Source organism: Cognaticolwellia beringensis (genome assembly GCF_002076895.1).
Taxonomy (GTDB): Bacteria; Pseudomonadota; Gammaproteobacteria; order Enterobacterales; family Alteromonadaceae; genus Cognaticolwellia; species Cognaticolwellia beringensis.
Map to the genome: position 1 here is coordinate 4,274,627 of NZ_CP020465.1, position 18,665 is coordinate 4,293,291.

The window sequence follows — 18,665 nt, forward strand, 5'->3', positions numbered from 1 at the left end:
AAGTGTTTAAGATGCCTATTGTATCCAAGTATTCCAACGAACGTGTAGAAAAAATTATTAAAGATTTGCTTGATGTTCTCGTCAACGAGTCTGCAACCCCTGATCTAGCGCTGATGTGCCTAGGAAATACCCTGACAGAAATTATTATAAATAATGTGCCAAAAAAGGAACGTGAAGCAATAGTGAACAATTTTACCAACGCATTAAAACAATCTATACAAAATTCCAAATAAAACGTATAAATAATAAGCGACATTCATTAACAATAATAAAGAGTATTAAACGACGCAATGGCTTCATTTGAATCAAAACCCTATAGTAAGCGCCTATTACAGTTAGTTAGCTGGAGCCACTGGTTCACTTTTTTTAATATTATTGCGGCGATATTATTATCGTCAATTTATGTATTTAGTGAATCAATGCCTGACACTTTGTTAGGTAAAACTTATTTAGTAACCACTTGGTTAAGCCATATGGCTTTCTTAACTTTTATGAGTTTTGTGCTAATTTTGTTTCCGATCACCATATTGTTCCCTCGAACACGGTTTATTCGGGTTACTGCTTCCATTATTTTTACCGTCGAATTATTGCTGTTATTACTAGACGCCTTTATTTATACCCGATTAGGTTATCATTTAAATATTTCATCAAGTGCGCCAATCCTAGAACTTATTAGCAATGAAATTCAGCAAAATAGTCGAGTGTTCTGGTTTATTAGCTTAGTGCTAACCATGGTCATATTATCGTTTGAGCTTATAACGTCAAACTATGCATGGAAACACCTGAAAGAATTACAGAAAACCATCTTTGCGCGCTTTGTTGTTATTCCGCTTGTCTGTTTTTTCTTCTTCAGTCACATAATTCATATTTGGGCTGATGCCAACCTTGAATATGACGTATTACGCCAAGACACGGTATTACCATTGTCTTATCCATCAACGGCAAAAACGCTGTTAACTAAATATGGCATGTTCGATGAGGTTGATTATATTGCCCGTCGTACAAGTCCGCTGGCTTTTACTGATGCCGTACCTCAATACCCTGTTTATCAAGGCCAATGCCCAAATGATACAGCATTAAAACAATCTGTTTTTATGGTCATTACAGACCAAACATTACAAACTCAACAGCTGGACAAAATAAAGCAGAGAGTCAAGCGTGGTATACTCTCCCTTGATAATCATGTTGATAACGCGTTACCAAAAGATGCCTGGTTTAATTTACTTTATAGCCTACCCAGTATTTATAAAAAAGCTTTAATCGAGCAGCATGCTCAACCGCTGATATTTCAAATTATTGCTCAGAAAAATTTAGCTAAATCATTCACTATTGTCGGTGAAGATAACAGCGAAGCGTCTGTAATAAATTCACATGGCTTGCTAAGTCTTACGAATGAATTATTCCCAACGACAACAAAACTAGCTGATATATCCAGTTTAATATTCGCCGATAAGTTAAATAGTTACGCCCCTGGTTTACACATATTTTATTTTAAAGGCGATAATAGCTATCAGTTTGAACTGTTTTTAGATGCCTTAATGTCAGCGCAAAACAAGAAACAAGACGATCAGCAAAGCAATGATATCCTCTGGATAAGCTCTATTGGTAACAGCACAATCGAGACAAGTTTATCGACTAAACCCGCACTACTTATTTTACCTGACAGTAAAAGTAGCGCGATCAATAAGCTGACTAGTCATATGGATATGCAGCCTACGTTAATTAAAAACTGGTTAAATTGTGATATCAAAGCAAAAAGCTATAGTAATGGCACTGACATTAAAGCATTAAATAATGACCGTATTATTGCTAATACTATGGACAACGGCATTGTGGTCTTTAATAAAGACAAATCAATGTTTGTTGACCAAAATGGTAATTTTCAAAGTTACTCTATTCAACTTGCTGCGCCTATTACGGCAAAACCTGATTTTCCATTGATGATTGATGGTGTACATTTTATTAAGCAATTCAGTAAACAAGCACAGAACGTACAATAATTAGTCGCTTAGCTTAACGGTAACGTTTTTTAATTGCATTCGACTCATAAATCATTAATATAGCTCGCATAAGCTTTTATCCCCATTAAGCTTATTATTCGGGGTATAGCGCAGCTAGGTAGCGCGTGCGTCTGGGGGACGTGAGGTCGCAAGTTCGAATCTTGCTACTCCGACCACATTAAGCATTATAAATCAGCCACTTAAAGAGTTAACAATAAACTCCTTAAGTGGCTTTTTTGTGTCTGGCTAACCAAAATATATATTTTAAAATTTTTTTTGTTAGTCGTTGTATTCACAGGTTGTTAATTTTAGAAAGAGTGCTTATGAATAACGTTGTAATAAACATAAAACCATCTATTAAATACGTAATAATTGCGATGAATAATATAAAGGCAATACGCGCCGGTGGAAACTGATAGAAAAGTTTTTTGTGTCAGGTTATTTTACAATGTTTTAAATTAAATCATATGTTGATCACCATGACATTGAAAATATAGGTATTTAAATTTTGGTAAGGTTTTTGCTTTAGTAAGATAAGGTAAGGTTTTTACTTAAGTAAAGTGTTTACTGTTTTACGCTTAGGTAGAGTAATTCATAAAAGGGAATATTAAATGAAATTTAAATTTTTAAAAACTGTATTTGTAAGTTCAATATTGTCCATTTGTTGCTTTATTAATGTTGCTAATGCAGGGCTAATAAAAAGCTATGATTTCAATGGTGATTTAAGTGACACTATAGGTAATGGTGTAGACATGATAGCTAATGGAGGCTCAGTAACTGGTGCAGAGTATCATTTTACTAATAACCAAGGCTTAAAGCTAACATCAGCCCTTTCCAATACTTCGGACTACGCAATTGAAATGAGATTACGCGTTATCGATAGTTTGATTAGTTGGAATAAACTTATTGATTTTAGCAATCTAGTTTCAGATAACGGCTTATATTTACTTAATGGTAACTTTGACTTCTATGTATCTGGTAGTAATCCTTTAGGTGGACCAGTTAATTTAAATGAATTTTTTACAATTGCCTTTGTCCGTTCTGCAGGTGTAATTACAACTCATTTTAATGGTGTAGCCCTTACACCGTTTAATGATTCAAGTAACCAAGCGGTACCATCTGCTAATATCTTGAACTTTTTTGAAGATGATACAGACACAGGTGGAAGAGAATCGTTTGTAGGTGCAGTTGATTTTATCCGTATTCATGACGATGCATCAACATTCGGTACTGCCCCTATAAATGTCCCAGAACCATCAACGCTGGCTATTTTCGCATTAGGGATGATTGGTTTAGCATCACGTCGATTTAAGAAACAATCTTAATAATTTAAAATTAAAAGATAAAAGATAAAAGATAAGAATCAGCCACTTAACAATAGTTCACATCACTATTGTTAAGTGGCTTTTTTGTGTCTGGCTAACCAAAATAAAATTTTAAATTATTTTCAAATAATATTATATACATAGGTTATTAAAACTCTGATCCCCTCAGTGGATTACTTAACAACTGATCTTCGGTATATCTCGCCACTTGCTGGTGAAGCTAGGCGAAAGAAACTCACGTCGCATGTGCCACTTCTCAATTCTCCCCTGTGCCGCTAATTGCAAGGTATCATTGCCATAACGATGGTTGATACCGTCATAACAAAGCATCAGCTTTGGGTCGTCCTCATTTAGCGAAAATAAATCATGTTGTTGAAACTCACTATTCTCAAGCTCAATGGCTCCCACGCCACAGCGATAAAAATTAACACCATTAGCATAAATACTCTTAAAAGCAGTTGATATTGCATTGGCAATATATAGCGTATTATCTGTTGCTACCGGAAATTCACACATGATCGATTTGTTATAGTAATTTTCGTCATGAGGCGAACTCGCAGCAAATATAGCAAGTTTTTTAACGCGCGAATGCTGTTGCCTTAATTTACGCGCTACAATTACACCGTGGCTGACTAGCGCTGTTTTCAAGTGGTGACTTTCGTTAACACGTTGGCCGAAGCTTCGAGTGGAAAATATTTCTTTCTTCGGTTGCTTAACCTCATCCCAATTTAAACAAACAATACCATTTAACTCGTTAACCGTTCTTTCCACAACAACACTAAACTGGCTACGCATAGCTTTAGGTGACTGGTTGGCTAAATCCCATGCGGTAGCTATGCCCAATACATTTAAACGTTTGCCTAATCGGCTGCCAATTCCCCACACGTCAGTCACGGTCATTTTTGATAACACCTCTTTGCGCGATGCGGCATCATTAACAACCGCTACCCCGTTATAACCCGGCAGTTTTTTAGCTGCATGGTTTGCGGCTTTGGCTAGAGTTGGTGTTGAGCCAAAGCCAACGCCAACCGGTAAGCGCGTTTCTTGCCATACCGCACGGCGTATTTCATGGCCGTATTTATGCCAATCCTTAATTAGCGTGTGGTAATTTTTAAACTGCAAAAACGATTCATCAATTGAGTAAATATATTGGTTATCGCAATATCGGCCAATAACATTCATCATTTTATCGCTAAGACTGGCATAAAGTTCGTAGTTAGATGAGCGCACAACCACGTTATGTTTTGCCAAAAAATGTTTGATTTGAAAATACGGCTTAAACTTGGGCACGCCCAAACGACGAGCAAGAGGACAAGCCGCACAGATACAGCCATCGTTATTGGTTAACACAACTACCGGTTTATTTCTTATGGACGGATCGAAGACCTTTTCACAAGAGGCATAAAAAGACACCGCATCCACTAACGCATACATGCGCTCAGCTCCCTTGCTGGTCGATGTAATCGTATTGAGCGCGTAACAACGCCTTCTATTTGAAATTCATCTTCTGGGGTAATACTAACCGGTTGGTGCAAAGCTGAAGCAGATAATAGCCGCGCTTGTTTTTTATCAATAAATTTGCAGGTAAAACAGCCGTTATAGTTAGCGACAATAATGTCACCGTCTTTTACTTGCTCACTACGATCCACTAACAGTAAATCACCATCAAATATGCCAACGCCTTGCATTGACTGCCCTTGTGCCAAACCAATAAAGGTCGCGTCAGGATGAGCAATCAACAGCTGATCAAGCGACAAGGCTAGTTCTTTATATTCAGCCGCTGGAGATTCGAAGCCGGAAATACCCGCTTCAATATAAATAGGGATAACTTTCATAACGCATAAATCATACTGTACATTTAAACAGTATAATTTAAAGCGTAAAATTGAGAAAGCTTTTTATTAACTGTTCATCTAGTCAGAATAAAGGTGTTTTTAGCGAGCATGGGGCTATAATACGATGTTTTAGAACCTTCTAACGTAATTTAGGGAGGATGCTACTTTATAACCATCATGTTTATGTTTTAATGACTTTTTCGAAGAGTTTTGATATTAACCCCCTGTTATACCAAGTTGATTAATTAACGCCGCCATTTTAATGGTTAAAATTAACAATGACGGCGTTATAAAATTTATAAGTAGAATAACTACTGACAAAATTTTTTGCCTTGTAATTATCCATTTTCCCTCATGAAGAAGTAGATCACTTAATTAATCAAATTGGTATTACTGATATTCCGTAATCATGGACAACAAAAATGAGCCATTGGCAGTCATAATTACTCAGCAATTTACCTAGCAAGGCCACCAGTTCATCAGCTTGATGGTGCTTTGTTGTGTAGAACTGACTTTGCAGTGTTTTATATTATCAGCCGTTAGTTATAAGGGCTGATAATATAAAATACGTAAGTGGTGCTAGTAAGCTTAAACGCTCGCATTTACGCTAAACATTAACCTTTGCCGTTACCCACAGTAAAAAAGTTAACTCATTTTCTCGTCATGCAATTCAATATTGAGCTCTAAGACGTTTAAGTCACCGTCTTTTTTATCGAGATTAATTGAGAAGCTTTCATCTGATACTTTAATATATTTACGTAAAACATTTAATATATCTTCAGTCAGTTGCGGTAAATAATCAGGCTGTTTATTTCGACTATTACGTTCATGTGCAACAATGATTTGTAAGCGCTCTTTAGCCTTAGAAGCCGTTGTGACTTGTTTTTCTTTTTTACGTAAAAAATAATCTAAAAGTGCCATGTTATCCTCCAAACATACGACTGAAAATGCCTTTTTTCTCGGCAACTAAAAATCTAAAATCAACTGTTTCGCCTAACAAACGCTCAATAACATCTTGATACGCTTTACCGGCATCGCTTTCAGTATCTAGAATGACCGGTTCACCGGCATTTGATGCCTTAAGTACCGCTTGTGATTCAGGAATAACACCTAATAACGGTATTGAGAGAATATCTTCAACATCTTCAACACTGAGCATTTCGCCTTCTTCTACGCGTTTAGGCGAATAACGGGTCAATAATAAATGCTCTTTTATTGGCTCTAAGCCAAGTTCAGCTCGGCGTGAACGACTTGCTAGCATACCTAAAATACGATCAGAGTCACGTACGGATGAAACCTCAGGATTGGTGGTCACTATGGCCTCGTCGGCATAATAAAGCGCCATCATTGCGCCTGCTTCGATGCCTGCAGGTGAATCACAAATGATATAATCATAGGTCTTGCCAAGCTCTTCTAAAACCTTGCCGACATTCTCTTTGGTTAATGCGTCTTTATCACGTGTTTGAGAGGCTGGTAATATCGATAAGCTGCTTACACGTTTATCTTTAATAAGCGCCTGATTTAATGTTGCTTCACCGTTAATAACATTAACGAAATCGTAAACAACGCGACGTTCACAACCCATGATCAAATCAAGGTTTCGAAGGCCAATATCAAAATCAATTAAAACAACTTTATGACCTTTCAACGCAAGGCCAAGACCAATGGCAGCACTTGATGTCGTTTTACCAACACCACCTTTGCCTGATGTAACTACTATTATCCGTGCCATAGACCGAATATCCTTTTTAAGTTAATGTTAAATGAGTTTTGATGACGTTAATTCACTGTCAGTCAAATGAATATATACCGGTGAGCCCCAGTGTTGCTCCATTGACTCGCTGAGCCAATAATTACCATTAATAGAAACCAGTTCAGCTTCAAGGTTTTGGCAATATATTTGTGCTTTATGATGACCTTTTGCACCCGCAATGGCTCTACCGCGCAACGAGCCATAAACATGAATATTGCCATCGGCAATCACTTCAGCTCCGGCTGAAACTGAGCCAATAATGACTAAGTTTTGATCTTTAGCATAAAGTTGCTGTCCCGAACGAATTTGCCCGCGGTGAACTTTATCTGAATATAAATTACTGGCTGCTGAAACAGCCGGTGCTTCAGCCTCTGTTGCTGGGTTTTCTACTGATGAGTTTTCTGTTACTGAGCTTTGTGTTGCAGTAACAGGTTTTTCAACTGTATTAACCTTTGCAGTATTATTCGCGGTATTAACAAAAGAAAAACCCAATTCGCGAATAAGCTGGCGTTGCTCTTTCGCCACAGTCCCAGTAAAGCCGACAAAGGTAAAGTTGAATTCTTCAATTAATGCTTTTACCGCTTGATAGTCAATTGAACACGCGAGTTGTTCAATACTGACCACAACGGGTACTAGGTAAAAAAAGTCGGGGGCTTGCGCTACTTTCTTTATTAAATCAGCACGAATATCAGCTAACGCTGACGTTCTTAAATGTAAAACAGACAGGGTAAAGCTTGACCCTTTAAATTCAATACTGGCATCAGCCATAATGAAGTTGTCCCTTAATAAAGCAACGGTATGTATTTAGGTGCAATTTACCTAAAGTTAATAAAACTCGTCATAAAGTCGCCAGTATTGCTGATATCTTAGCTAACCGATACCGGCAATACTAAAAAATGAAAAATATTGTTAATACCCAGCCAATAGTTAATTAATCTGATTGGTTTAACGTACTTTTTAATGTCGAAATTAAAGCCGTTTGCCCGTGTTGATAACGCTTAATTTTATTATTTGCTACAAGTAGTGAATAACTTAAATTAATTGCAGCAACCAATAAAGTACGCTCGCTACTAGCCATACCATTTTGTTGTTTGATGTCATCACACATAACAGCGAGATCACTCGCTGCTTGCTTTAAGTCTTCTGCTTGTTCAGCTGAGCAAGCAAACTGATGTTGCTTACCCATAATTTCAATGCTGATACCTATAGGGGCTTCAGCAAACATTAACTAAGCTCTTCTACACTTTGTAATTTACCTAACAGATTTGCTAAAACCGTACTGGTTTGCTTTTGTTTTTCTTCACCTTCAAGCGCTTCTAGTTGCAACATTTCATTTTCGTCTACCAGTAATGATTTTTGCTGTTCTAATTCTGCAATTTGGTTTTTTAGTTGGGTATTTTTTTCAATAATCTGTTCAATCAGTTGCTCGAGTTGAGGGAGAGTATTTTCTAACATAAGGCGCTCTTGTTAACTGTAGTAAATAAAAGCGCAAACTTAATCTAAAGTGAGGCAAAATGCTACTATTAAGCGTAATTTTTAGTGTAATTTATGTAACAATTATTATCGACAAGGAATATTAAACAGTTTCGTTTAAAAAACATACGTTTATGACAAAATTTGAGCAATATATTTTACTGATAATCTGGGAGATTTCTCTACAATATAATGCTGGTTATTACCGTCTTAATAATTAATTGCTGTGGTTTATTAAGACGGCTTTGTCATAATTATTTATCACATTGTCATTATGCTATGAATGGCTTTTCTGCGGCTTTATCTTCAACATAACTTAATGCCGCTTGTAGTGCTTCATGGCGGTATCTATAGGTGTTTTCTTTTGCCACCATAGCTAATAATTCAAACTTTTCCAATTGCTGACGGGTTTCTTGATTTGGGCAAAGCAAGAACACGGCACAATTGGCTTCTTGAGCATCTTTAATGGCATTCTCTAATGCGAGGCCAACCGTCACATCAAACATGGGCACATCGGTAAGATCAAGGATCATTGCTTGGTAGTCACCGACACTGCTATGTTGGCGAGCTATAGCTTTTGAAACACTAAAAATCATGGGTCCTGAAAGGTAGAAAAACAGCACTTTGCCATTTGCGCGATCTAATAGCATGCGTTCGCCATCAGTTAAGGGGACAATATCTTGGTCGGTGTCGCTGATCGCTTTTACTTGCTGGGCTTGTGCTCGACTCAATTGTTCTATTATTAGTATATTAGAAATAAAGACCCCAAGCCCTACCGCTAAAATCAAATCAACAAACACGGTTAATAACATCACGCCATACATAATCATCATGCCTTGTAGGCTGACTTTATGGGCGCGCTGTATAAAACTCCAATCTAGAATATTAAAACCAACATACACTGCAATACCCGCTAATACGGCCATAGGAATGGGTTCAGTTAGCCCACCGGCAATTAATACCACTAATGCTAAAATTAATGCCCTAACCATACCGGATAATGGTGATCGGGCACCTACTTGAATATTCGTTACGGTACCCATAGTCGCACCTGCGCCAGGTAAAGCGCCAAATAACCCGGAAATCATATTAGCGAGGCCTTGGCCACGTAGCTCTTTGTCTGAGTCATGTTCTTTACGAGTAAGTGAATCCCCGATAACGGCGGTTAGTAATGTATCAATACAGCCAAGTGTGCCTAATACCAGGGCATCAACAACCATGGTCATAAACATATCGGCCGTAAAGTGCGGCATAACTAACGAGGGTAAACCGGCCGGAATTTCGCCAATACGGCGAATACTGTCGATGTCGAAAAATATGATGGAAAATAACGTTACGGCAACTAAAGCCACAAGTTGTGCAGGGACATATTTTCGGTATTGCTTTGGAAAGAAAAATAATACCGCTAAGGTCAGTATACCCAGTAATAATTCGCTAAAACTAATATTGGCGATAATGTTAGGCAGTGTGGATATCGTGCCTACAACCCCGCCTGTTGGTGCAGCTTGGCCCAAAAGCGGTGCAAGCTGTAAAATAATTAAGATAACGCCTATACCGGACATAAAACCAGAAATAACACTATAAGGCATCAAGGTAATGTATTTGCCTAGCTTAAGCGTGCCAATTAATATCTGGAATGCACCGGCCATCATGACAACAGTGAATGCCATCGCCATGCCCGCTTCAGGGTATTTTGCCATCATACTGGTTAACACGGCGGTCATGACTACGGTCATCGGCCCTGTAGGCTCTGAAATAAGCGATGTAGAACCGCCAAAAAGGGCCGCAAAAAAACCAACTAATATAGCGCCCCAAAGCCCTGCTTCAGCACCTGCTCCTGAAGCAACACCAAAAGCGAGCGCCAGAGGTAAAGAAATAATAGCGGTTGTGACACCACCAAAAATATCACCTTTTAAACTTATATCGTTAAAGCGATCACCAAACAAAAGTCGACTCCTTACCTACATTCAAATGAGTAGCCATGACATTAATTAATGACATGGTTAGTCATAATTCTACCAAAATTTTAAATTGATAAGTACAAAAACACCTTGTAGTAGCAGGCGTTTTTTGTCAAAAGATGTAATGTTGAGGGTAAAATAAAGCCAAATAAAGTATTTGTGTCACTGGCTGTAACATAAAGCTTAAAAAAAACGTAAGGCTAAATTGCTTTAGCCTAGTTTGGCGTCTGATTATGTTAACGCTGCAAATAACAAGCATTGAAAGATAAAGTAAAGTGTATTAAATAGGAGCACACTTCGCTGAACTGCCATTTGTTGCCTGTCCGCCTTGTTATAACTTAATATAATGGCTAAGATCAAACTAGATCCTCTCCAGTAACTTGGCAAAAAATGGCTTTAAAATTGATAGTTAAAACATCTGTGTTGATGCTGTTTTCAATATTTTTTAGTGTATCAAGTGCAACCGAAAAATTAACTGTCGTCTTTGGTGGGAAATTAGCACCTTGGGTTATATCCGATACTAACGAAGGCATTATTATCGATTTATTAAAAGCGACAATGCAGCCATTAGGTTATAAAATAGAGCCGCTATATTTACCTTATGCTAGACGAGTTAATGTCTATAAAGCCGGCGGAATTGATATTGTGTCTGACATGAACATGAACACCATCAATGAACATAATTTAGAAGGTTTTTTTTCCGATACTGCCTACACTTATGAAAACCTTGCTTTTAGTTTGCATAAAAATCAGTTTAAATTTACTCAGTTAACAGATCTTAAAAAGCACAGTTTGCTTTCATGGCAAGATGCCGGTATTCACTTAGGGGAAGCATACGCTAAAATGGCTAATAACCATCCTAGTTATAGCGAAACATTCGATCAACTAGTGCAAGTGAAAATGCTATTTTTAGAAAAGTTTGACGTTGTACAAATGGATGCCCATATTTTTGATTATTATCGCGCTCAAATAATAAATGCAGGCAAAATCGATGCGGCTCAACAAGTTGATCGCTTTGGGTTGTTTGGTGCAAGCCCCAATGGCTTTTTATTTCAGTCAGAAGTCCTACGCGACAAGTTTAAGCCAGTTACAACGTATTAAAGCATCAGGTGAATACCAAAGAATATTTGAGCGCTATATATACCAAGTTGATTAACTGCGGATAGCCTTAAAATAAAACCAACTAAACCATAAGTATGGCAACTAAATTTTAATAAAATAAGGTATTGCCACTAAAATTACCCCGACAATAAGCAACATAGTTACACTCGACATAAAATAAGGGAATACAAACAGGGCTAACCCGATGCAAAGCGGAACAATAGCTTTTTGTTTTTTACCATACATGAAATAACCGATACCAATGCCACCAAACAAAACACTCCAAAGCATTATTGACGAACTATCCATATTAAAATCACTTATTTAAAGTTTAAAGAGTCAAGACACCGCTAATATGTCTACTTAGAGCCTGATACTGCTGTGGTAACTTCATCGTCGCTCTGCTTGCTGCATCCATTGCACCGCGACATACCGTACATCCTGTACATCGTCGCTCTGCTGCATCCATGCACCGCGACATACCGTACATCCTGTACATCGTTGCTCTGCTGCATCCATGCACCGCGACATACCGTACATCCTGTACATCGTCGCTCTGCTGCATCCATGCACCGCGACATACCGTACATCCTGTACATCGTCGCTCTGCTGCATCCATGCAACGCGACATACCGTACATCCTGTACATCGTCGCTCTGCTGCATCCATGCAACGCGACATACCGTACATCCTGTACATCGTCGCTCTACTGCATCCATGCACCGCGACATACCGTACATCCTGTACATAAAAAATCCAATACAATTGTATTGGATTTTTTAACAAGCCTACATTAACAAATTAAAATAAATTAAACGTTAATGTTGGTACAACCTTTCATGTAAGGCTGTAAAACAGTAGGAACATTAATGCTGCCATCTGCTTGTTGATAGTTTTCAATAACCGCAACTAAAGTACGGCCAACAGCAAGTCCAGAGCCATTAAGTGTATGTACAAGCTCAGGTTTATTGGTTTCGCTGCTACGGTATCTCGCTTGCATTCTACGCGCTTGGAAATCGCCCATATTTGAACAAGATGAAATTTCACGATAGGTATTTTGCGCCGGCAACCACACTTCGATATCGAAAGTTTTAGTGGCACTAAAACCAATATCACCTGTACATAACACAACGGTACGGTACGGTAATTCTAATTTCTCTAGAATTTTTTCTGCGTGCCCTGTTAAATCTTCTAAGGCTTTAAAAGAGTCTTCTGGCTTAACAATTTGTACCATTTCAACTTTATCGAACTGATGTTGACGGATCAAACCACGAATGTCTCTGCCGTATGAACCCGCTTCACTTCGAAAACATGGGGTATGAGCACACATTTTTATCGGTAAGTCTTGCTCTTCGATAATTTCATCACGCACTAAGTTAGTTAATGGCACTTCAGCGGTTGGGATCAAAGAGAGTTTTTTGTTGTTTAATTCGGTATGGAATAAATCTTCACCAAATTTTGGTAATTGGCCCGTGCCGTATAAAGAGTCATGATTAACCAAATAAGGCACATACATTTCTTGATAGCCATGCTCTTCGCTATGCACGTCTAACATAAACTGTGCTAGTGCACGGTGTAACTTAGCAATTTGACCGCGCATAACTGCGAAACGAGTACCAGCAAGCTTGGCACCACTTTCAAAATCTAAACCCTTGCCCAAAGCGGTGGCAACATCAACATGATCTTTGACTTCAAAATCAAATACACGCGGCGTACCCCAACGTTTAATTTCTACGTTGTCGTCTTCACTGGCACCGGCAGGTACTGACTCATGAATTAAGTTTGGAATTGCTGACGCGATAAGATCGATTTTCGCTAACACTTGCGTTTGCTCTTCTTTCGCAGCTTCTAGCTCATCACCGAGTTTACTCACTTCTGCCAACAAGGGCTGAATATCTTCACCACGGGCTTTGGCTTGTCCTATAGACTTAGAGCGAGTGTTACGCTGATTTTGCAAATCTTGCGTGTTCATTTGGATCGCTTTACGTTGCTCTTCCAACGCAATTAATTGCGCGGTGTCTAGCGTATATCCGCGTTTAGCAAGTTCAGCTGCGGTGTTTTCTATGTCTGTTCTAAGTAATTTTGGATCAAGCATGATATGTCACGTGTTTTCTTTGTTATTTACTTGTTAAAAATAGATACAATATACATGCCTAATGCTGCTGCAAAAATGCACAAGCAAACATTAAGTAATATGTTTATTGTCGCTTTAAATATGTCACCTTGTTGAATTAATAACAAGGTGTCTAATGAGAAGGTTGAAAAGGTGGTAAATGCGCCTAAAAAGCCAATACCAATCAGTGTTCGATAAACACTGACCTCAATTACACCTTGTTCAATTAACCCATAAAGTGCTCCCATGATGAGGGAGCCGGAAATATTAACCGCCAGCGTCGCAAAAGGGAATCCTTTTCCGAGCCAATTTAAAATTAATTGTGAAATATAAAACCGAAAACTAGCACCAAAAGCACCGCCTAAGGCTACAACTAGGTATAAAGTGAAGTTACTGATGGTATTAGTCATATCGACGTTGGTCACTTTGTTGATTTAACTGATTTAAATAATTTAACTTCTCTCGCAGTTGTTTTTCTAGCCCGCGATCCGTTGGTTGATACAGTGTAGTTTGGGCGATTTCTTCTGGAAAATAATTCTCGCCTGCCGCAAAGCCCCCGACTTCGTCATGCGCATAGCGATACTCATCGCCGTGCCCCAACTCTTTTGTAATAGAACTTGTAGAGTTTTTTAAATGTAGCGGTACATCCAAATCGCTGGTTGAAGCTGCCAAGGCTTTTGCTTGGCTAAATGCCATATAAACAGCATTACTTTTTGGTGCTAATGCCATATAAACAGTAGCTTGCGCTATGGCACGTTCACCTTCACTTGGGCCAACACGTTGAAAAGTATCCCAGGCATTAATAGCTAATTGCATTGCTCTGGGGTCCGCATTACCAATATCTTCACTCGCGATAGCTAATAATCGACGAGCGACATAAAGTGCGTCGCCGCCACCGGCTAGAATTCGTGCATACCAATATAAAGCGGCATCAGGGTTTGAGCCTCGAACTGATTTATGAAAGGCGCTGATCAGATCATAAAAAGCATCGCCACCTTTGTCGTAAAGCGCAATTTTATTACCCGCAACTTGAATTAGTTGTTCTTTACTAAGAACTTGTTGGTTATTTTCAATTTTGGTAATTTCTAAACAGTTTTCAAATAAGTTCAGTAACCTACGTGCATCACCATTGGCCAACGCAATCAGCTGCTTTTTTGTTTCTTCATCGATAATAACTTCGAGCTGAGAGTTTTTCGTTTGATAAGTTATCGCACGCGCAAGTACGTTACTTAGATTACTCTCACTGAGTTTCTTTAAAGTGTATACGCGAGCCCGCGATAATATCGCCTGATTAAGTTCAAATGCAGGGTTTTCTGTAGTGGCGCCAATAAAAATAATAGTACCGTCTTCAATATGCGGTAAAAATGCATCTTGCTGACTTTTGTTGAAACGGTGAACTTCATCAACAAAGAGCACGGTTCTGCGTTGTTGATGGATAGCCCGACTTTTTGCGTTTTCAATGGCTTGGCGTATATCTTTAATGCCAGAAGTTACAGCAGAAACCCGCTCAATATCGGCATTAGCATGATTTGCAATAATTTCGGCAATGGTGGTTTTTCCGGTACCAGGTGGCCCCCAAAATATAATGGAATGCACCTTACCTTGCTCAATTGCCAAAGGTAATGGCATACCTTTGGCTAAAATATGTTCTTGGCCTTCGTATTCAGCCAGTGATTTAGGTCTTAATTTTGCAGCTAACGGTTTAAAACGGTCATCTTCAGCGAACTCTAAATCAAGCGAGCCATTAGCGTTGGTCATCTAAATAAACACCTTCAGGAACAGTAAACTTAAATAAATCTGGCTTAGGTGCTTTATGTTGATGATTAAGCGTAATAACACTTAATTGACCCGTTGCATCAAGAATATTAAATGCGGAAAGTTCAAGATTATTAGCATTTTTAACAAAGCTCAGTTCTAAACTTTTAACCCGAGCATTGTCATTATTTGCGGTAACCAAATAACGATTATCGCTAAGTTGGCTTACGCTATAGTCTTGCCATAACTTCGGGTCATTGCTAGTGATTAATAAGATAGGCGTATTGGCTATCGCACTTTCTAAGGTATAAACACTTACCTGTTCAACAAAGGGGTCATAAAACCATAAATTTTTGCCATCTGACACGATCAGTGACTCATCAGGCATGATTGTTTGCCAATTGACTAAGTTGGGTTTGCTAACAGAGAGTAAACCACTACCTTGCTGTAACTCATTACCCGCTTCATCGAATATTTGTTGATTAAACTCCGCACTAAAAAACTCAATTTTTGCTAATTTTTCCATTAATGCATTTTTGCTGGTTTCGGCATTTTCTGTTGCTGAAATATTTTCGGTACTTTTAGCTATCATCTTTACTGCATTAACCGTTTTATTATCATTTACATCAGAATTTAACTCAGGTACGTCCATATGGTCATGACTTGAAGCTAAGCTAGTAGTGGATAATACGGCACTCAATAGCGTTGCAACTACAGCACTACCTTTGATCAATTTTTTCTTGTTTTGCATGATTAGTGCTCCTTAATTGGCGGTGGTGCTAATACTTCTCTTGCGCCATTATTGCCAGGTCTAGATACGACACCATTTGACTCCATTTGTTCAACAATACGCGCTGAACGGTTGTAACCAATTCTAAATTTACGTTGAATACTGGAAATTGAAACCCGGCGACTTTCGGTGATAAAGGCTAATGCTTCATCATAAAGCGTATCAATTTCTTCTTCGCTATCGGCGTCGGCTTGTTCACCTGGTAATAAAATATCTTGATCTGTATCACCTGAAAGAATTTCTTCTATGTAATTAGGCTCTGCTCTTGATTTCCAGTCATTCACTACCGCATGTACTTCGTGGTCATCAACAAAGGCTCCATGAACACGAATAGGTACCGCTTCACCTGGCGGTAAATAAAACATGTCACCCATACCAAGTAATTGATCAGCACCTTGTTGATCTAAGATGATACGAGATTCAATACGAGATTGTACCCTAAGCGCCATTCGTGTAGGAATATTGGCTTTAATTAAACCGGTAATAACATCGGCTGATGGACGTTGAGTCGCTAAAATCAAGTGAATACCAGCAGCACGCGCTTTTTGCGCTATTCGAGCGATAAGTTCTTCAACTTTTTTACCTACTATCATCATCATGTCGGCAAATTCGTCAACGATAATAACGATTGATGGTAATTTATCTAAGGTCGGTGGCGTTTGCGTAAAAGCATCGCTAGGCTGCCACAACGGGTCTATCATGGGCTCGCCTGCAGCAATGGCCTTGGCAACTTTGTCGTTATAGCCTTTAAGGTTTCTAACACCGAGTTTCGACATTAATTGATAACGTCTCTCCATTTCACCGACACACCAACGAAGCGCGTTAGCGGCTTCTTTCATGTCGGTGACGACTTCTGATAGTAAATGTGGAATACCATCATACACTGATAATTCAACTTGCTTAGGGTCGATCATTATCATTCGAACATCTTCAGGCGAAGACTTATATAAAATACTGACAATCATGGTATTAACCGCAACAGATTTACCTGAACCAGTAGTACCCGCGACTAATAAATGCGGCATTTTAGCGAGATCCGCAATCACCGGTTGACCTGAAATGTCACTACCGATAGCCATGGCTAAATTCGATTTTGAATTCGCAAATTTATCACAAGAGATCACATCAGCAAAAAATACGGTTTCACGATGTTTATTGGGTAATTCAATACCAATGACTGACTTACCTTCTATAACTTCGACAACACGTACACTTTTAGCAGAAAGTGAACGCGCTAAATCTTTCGATAAGTTAGTAATTTTACTGGCTTTAACACCGGGGGCTAAGTTGAGCTCGAAACGAGTTATTACTGGGCCTGGGAAGACCCCAACAACTTCGGCTTTGATACCAAACTCCATCAGTTTTGCTTCAACTAAACGAGAAACTAGGTCAAGTTGTTCTTGATCAATGGGGTTTTCAACTTTGTCTTTGCGATCCAACAAATCTAATGACGGCATATCGTTATAATTGGGTTCAGCGGGTTTGTCTTTTTCTAGTTGCTGATAAATTTTATCATGTAATGTTGATGGTTCGTCATCAACAATAATTTTTTCAACCGGTTCAAAGGCGGCGGCAATTTCGTCATCACTGACATGCTCTTGCACATTCATGGCAAGCGGTTCGCCCATTAACTCATCAATATCTACATAGGGTTCTTTTTCACGCGTGTTATAGGCGCTGTCATCATCACTTTTAGCAAAAATACTCTCATGCTCGGCTTCACTGATCGTTTCAAGCGCTTTTTTGACTTCGTCTGACTCTTTCTCAAAAGCGATGTAATGTTCAGTAACATTGTTATCACTTACGCTTGCAGAGGTTTTATGATCAATGTTTAAGTTTTTAGCAGCCGGTTCAGTCTGATTAGATGTTGACGTTTTTGACTCTTTATCGAGACTTGTACCTAAATGGTATTTGATCAGTGAAGGGATTGTTAAGCTGTATTCAATAGCGTGAATAGCGTACTCCCCTACTCTATCGATAGCATTAAGTAATGATATACCGGTTAATAAGACAAAACCTGAACCGCAAAATGTTACAAATAACAGCGTACTTCCAACGAATGAAAAATAAGGTAGCAGAGAATTACTTAAAACGTCACCTAGAATACCACCTGCTGAAAAGTAAAAAACATCATCAAAATTCATACTAGCAATCGACGTAATACCGATATAAAACAAAATAAAACCGATAAACTTTAAACCCAGCGTTAAATAATCTAAGCGGATTAATTGATGATATTTTTGAAATAATAACCAGCCGGTAATGGCAATAACAAAAGGAAGGCTATAGGCGATTAAACCAAATAAATTTAATAATAAGTCAGATAAATACGCGCCAACCGCACCACCTAAGTTACGTACAGGACTTTGATAACCGGTTTGTGACCAACCGGGATCGGCGGGGTCAAAACTGAATAAGGCTAGCATGATAAACATAGCAAAAACGCAAGACACTAAAAGTCCTGCTTCGAGAAGGCGCTGAACGCCATTTAACTTGGGAGATTGGGAAGACAAATGCACACTCTTATGAAAATTATCATTATAATACTGCTAAAATACC

Annotated in this window: 19 protein-coding genes and 1 tRNA gene; 5 read left to right on the forward strand and 15 right to left on the reverse strand. The window is 38.6% G+C overall.

What is annotated here, in order from left to right:
* The first annotated feature begins 11 nt into the window (after positions 1 to 11).
* The 4 genes from B5D82_RS17995 (at position 12) to B5D82_RS20190 (ending at position 3,325) form a co-directional block, all read left to right on the forward strand.
* On the forward strand, positions 12 to 233 hold the full coding sequence (locus B5D82_RS17995; protein ID WP_081153610.1) for a YejL family protein: 222 nt from the start codon (positions 12 to 14) through the stop codon (positions 231 to 233).
* A 57-nt stretch (positions 234 to 290) separates the two neighbouring features.
* Positions 291 to 2,000: a DUF3413 domain-containing protein gene (locus B5D82_RS18000; RefSeq protein ID WP_081153613.1), complete on the forward strand. Its 1,710-nt coding sequence runs from the start codon at positions 291 to 293 to the stop codon at positions 1,998 to 2,000.
* A gap of 99 nt (positions 2,001 to 2,099) precedes the next feature.
* Positions 2,100 to 2,176, forward strand: a tRNA-Pro gene (locus B5D82_RS18005).
* A 435-nt stretch (positions 2,177 to 2,611) separates the two neighbouring features.
* Positions 2,612 to 3,325 carry a PEP-CTERM sorting domain-containing protein gene (locus B5D82_RS20190; protein WP_081153616.1) on the forward strand — a complete coding sequence of 238 codons (714 nt, stop codon included), beginning with the start codon at positions 2,612 to 2,614 and terminating at the stop codon, positions 3,323 to 3,325.
* 177 nt (positions 3,326 to 3,502) lie between these two features.
* Here B5D82_RS20190 and B5D82_RS18015 read toward each other — a convergent pair whose 3' ends face one another.
* The 8 genes from B5D82_RS18015 to B5D82_RS18050 form a co-directional block, all read right to left on the reverse strand.
* On the reverse strand, positions 3,503 to 4,759 hold the full coding sequence (locus B5D82_RS18015) for a Y-family DNA polymerase (protein WP_081153618.1): 1,257 nt from the start codon (positions 4,757 to 4,759) through the stop codon (positions 3,503 to 3,505).
* Positions 4,747 to 5,160, reverse strand: a complete 414-nt coding sequence (locus B5D82_RS18020) for a LexA family protein (RefSeq protein WP_081153620.1) — start codon at positions 5,158 to 5,160, stop codon at positions 4,747 to 4,749. Before B5D82_RS18020 ends, B5D82_RS18015 begins: the two co-directional genes overlap by 13 nt.
* A 645-nt stretch (positions 5,161 to 5,805) precedes the next feature.
* Entirely contained in the window at positions 5,806 to 6,081 is a 276-nt protein-coding gene (minE, locus tag B5D82_RS18025; RefSeq protein WP_081153622.1) for a cell division topological specificity factor MinE, read from the reverse strand.
* 1 nt (position 6,082) lies between these two features.
* The gene (gene minD, locus B5D82_RS18030; protein WP_081153624.1) at positions 6,083 to 6,892 is read right to left on the reverse strand and encodes a septum site-determining protein MinD; all 810 of its coding nucleotides are present in this window, start codon (positions 6,890 to 6,892) and stop codon (positions 6,083 to 6,085) included.
* Between the two features lie 27 nt (positions 6,893 to 6,919).
* A complete protein-coding gene (gene minC / locus B5D82_RS18035; protein WP_081153627.1) occupies positions 6,920 to 7,681 on the reverse strand; it encodes a septum site-determining protein MinC in 762 nt (253 codons plus the stop codon).
* A gap of 163 nt (positions 7,682 to 7,844) precedes the next feature.
* Positions 7,845 to 8,138, reverse strand: coding sequence for a cell division protein ZapA (locus tag B5D82_RS18040; RefSeq protein WP_081153629.1), 294 nt, complete (start codon positions 8,136 to 8,138; stop codon positions 7,845 to 7,847).
* A complete protein-coding gene (locus tag B5D82_RS18045) occupies positions 8,138 to 8,368 on the reverse strand; it encodes a DUF904 domain-containing protein (RefSeq protein ID WP_081153632.1) in 231 nt (76 codons plus the stop codon). Before B5D82_RS18045 ends, B5D82_RS18040 begins: the two co-directional genes overlap by 1 nt.
* Before the next feature lie 290 nt (positions 8,369 to 8,658).
* Positions 8,659 to 10,332: a SulP family inorganic anion transporter gene (locus tag B5D82_RS18050; RefSeq protein WP_081153634.1), complete on the reverse strand. Its 1,674-nt coding sequence runs from the start codon at positions 10,330 to 10,332 to the stop codon at positions 8,659 to 8,661.
* Positions 10,333 to 10,737: 405 nt separating this feature from the next.
* On the opposite strand from B5D82_RS18050, the gene B5D82_RS18055 reads away from it, so the two are divergent.
* Positions 10,738 to 11,448, forward strand: a complete 711-nt coding sequence (locus tag B5D82_RS18055) for a substrate-binding periplasmic protein (protein ID WP_245807513.1) — start codon at positions 10,738 to 10,740, stop codon at positions 11,446 to 11,448.
* 102 nt (positions 11,449 to 11,550) lie between these two features.
* On the opposite strand, the gene B5D82_RS18060 is transcribed toward B5D82_RS18055, so the two are convergent.
* From B5D82_RS18060 to B5D82_RS18090, 7 genes are all read right to left on the reverse strand, one after another.
* Complete coding sequence (locus B5D82_RS18060; protein WP_081153636.1) at positions 11,551 to 11,757, reverse strand: hypothetical protein; 207 nt, start codon at positions 11,755 to 11,757, stop codon at positions 11,551 to 11,553.
* Between the two features lie 81 nt (positions 11,758 to 11,838).
* On the reverse strand, positions 11,839 to 11,979 hold the full coding sequence (locus tag B5D82_RS19945; RefSeq protein ID WP_157673931.1) for a hypothetical protein: 141 nt from the start codon (positions 11,977 to 11,979) through the stop codon (positions 11,839 to 11,841).
* Between the two features lie 280 nt (positions 11,980 to 12,259).
* A complete protein-coding gene (gene serS / locus B5D82_RS18070; protein WP_081153640.1) occupies positions 12,260 to 13,543 on the reverse strand; it encodes a serine--tRNA ligase in 1,284 nt (427 codons plus the stop codon).
* Positions 13,544 to 13,569: 26 nt separating this feature from the next.
* Positions 13,570 to 13,971 (reverse strand): fluoride efflux transporter CrcB, encoded by a 402-nt coding sequence (gene crcB / locus B5D82_RS18075; RefSeq protein WP_081153642.1) that lies wholly within the window; start codon positions 13,969 to 13,971, stop codon positions 13,570 to 13,572.
* A complete protein-coding gene (locus tag B5D82_RS18080; RefSeq protein WP_081153644.1) occupies positions 13,964 to 15,319 on the reverse strand; it encodes a replication-associated recombination protein A in 1,356 nt (451 codons plus the stop codon). Before B5D82_RS18080 ends, crcB begins: the two co-directional genes overlap by 8 nt.
* The gene (gene lolA / locus B5D82_RS18085; RefSeq protein WP_081153646.1) at positions 15,306 to 16,067 is read right to left on the reverse strand and encodes an outer membrane lipoprotein periplasmic chaperone LolA; all 762 of its coding nucleotides are present in this window, start codon (positions 16,065 to 16,067) and stop codon (positions 15,306 to 15,308) included. Before lolA ends, B5D82_RS18080 begins: the two co-directional genes overlap by 14 nt.
* Positions 16,068 to 16,069: 2 nt before the next feature.
* Positions 16,070 to 18,619, reverse strand: coding sequence for a DNA translocase FtsK (locus B5D82_RS18090; RefSeq protein ID WP_281255933.1), 2,550 nt, complete (start codon positions 18,617 to 18,619; stop codon positions 16,070 to 16,072).
* Between the last annotated feature and the right edge of the window lie 46 nt (positions 18,620 to 18,665).

Bases quoted from the DNA above. Each gene is read 5' to 3' on its own strand.
- B5D82_RS18045 (WP_081153632.1), bottom strand. From the start codon at position 8,368: ATGTTAGAAAATACTCTCCCTCAACTCGAGCAACTGATTGAACAGATT.
- B5D82_RS17995 (WP_081153610.1), top strand. From the start codon at position 12: ATGCCTATTGTATCCAAGTATTCCAACGAACGTGTAGAAAAAATTATT.
- B5D82_RS20190 (WP_081153616.1), top strand. From the start codon at position 2,612: ATGAAATTTAAATTTTTAAAAACTGTATTTGTAAGTTCAATATTGTCC.
- B5D82_RS18055 (WP_245807513.1), top strand. From the start codon at position 10,738: ATGGCTTTAAAATTGATAGTTAAAACATCTGTGTTGATGCTGTTTTCA.
- B5D82_RS18060 (WP_081153636.1), bottom strand. From the start codon at position 11,757: ATGGATAGTTCGTCAATAATGCTTTGGAGTGTTTTGTTTGGTGGCATT.
- serS (WP_081153640.1), bottom strand. From the start codon at position 13,543: ATGCTTGATCCAAAATTACTTAGAACAGACATAGAAAACACCGCAGCT.
- B5D82_RS18000 (WP_081153613.1), top strand. From the start codon at position 291: ATGGCTTCATTTGAATCAAAACCCTATAGTAAGCGCCTATTACAGTTA.
- B5D82_RS18040 (WP_081153629.1), bottom strand. From the start codon at position 8,138: ATGTTTGCTGAAGCCCCTATAGGTATCAGCATTGAAATTATGGGTAAG.
- minC (WP_081153627.1), bottom strand. From the start codon at position 7,681: ATGGCTGATGCCAGTATTGAATTTAAAGGGTCAAGCTTTACCCTGTCT.
- B5D82_RS18020 (WP_081153620.1), bottom strand. From the start codon at position 5,160: ATGAAAGTTATCCCTATTTATATTGAAGCGGGTATTTCCGGCTTCGAA.
- B5D82_RS18080 (WP_081153644.1), bottom strand. From the start codon at position 15,319: ATGACCAACGCTAATGGCTCGCTTGATTTAGAGTTCGCTGAAGATGAC.
- minD (WP_081153624.1), bottom strand. From the start codon at position 6,892: ATGGCACGGATAATAGTAGTTACATCAGGCAAAGGTGGTGTTGGTAAA.
- B5D82_RS18015 (WP_081153618.1), bottom strand. From the start codon at position 4,759: ATGTATGCGTTAGTGGATGCGGTGTCTTTTTATGCCTCTTGTGAAAAG.
- minE (WP_081153622.1), bottom strand. From the start codon at position 6,081: ATGGCACTTTTAGATTATTTTTTACGTAAAAAAGAAAAACAAGTCACA.
- crcB (WP_081153642.1), bottom strand. From the start codon at position 13,971: ATGACTAATACCATCAGTAACTTCACTTTATACCTAGTTGTAGCCTTA.
- B5D82_RS19945 (WP_157673931.1), bottom strand. From the start codon at position 11,979: ATGTCGCGGTGCATGGATGCAGCAGAGCAACGATGTACAGGATGTACG.
- lolA (WP_081153646.1), bottom strand. From the start codon at position 16,067: ATGCAAAACAAGAAAAAATTGATCAAAGGTAGTGCTGTAGTTGCAACG.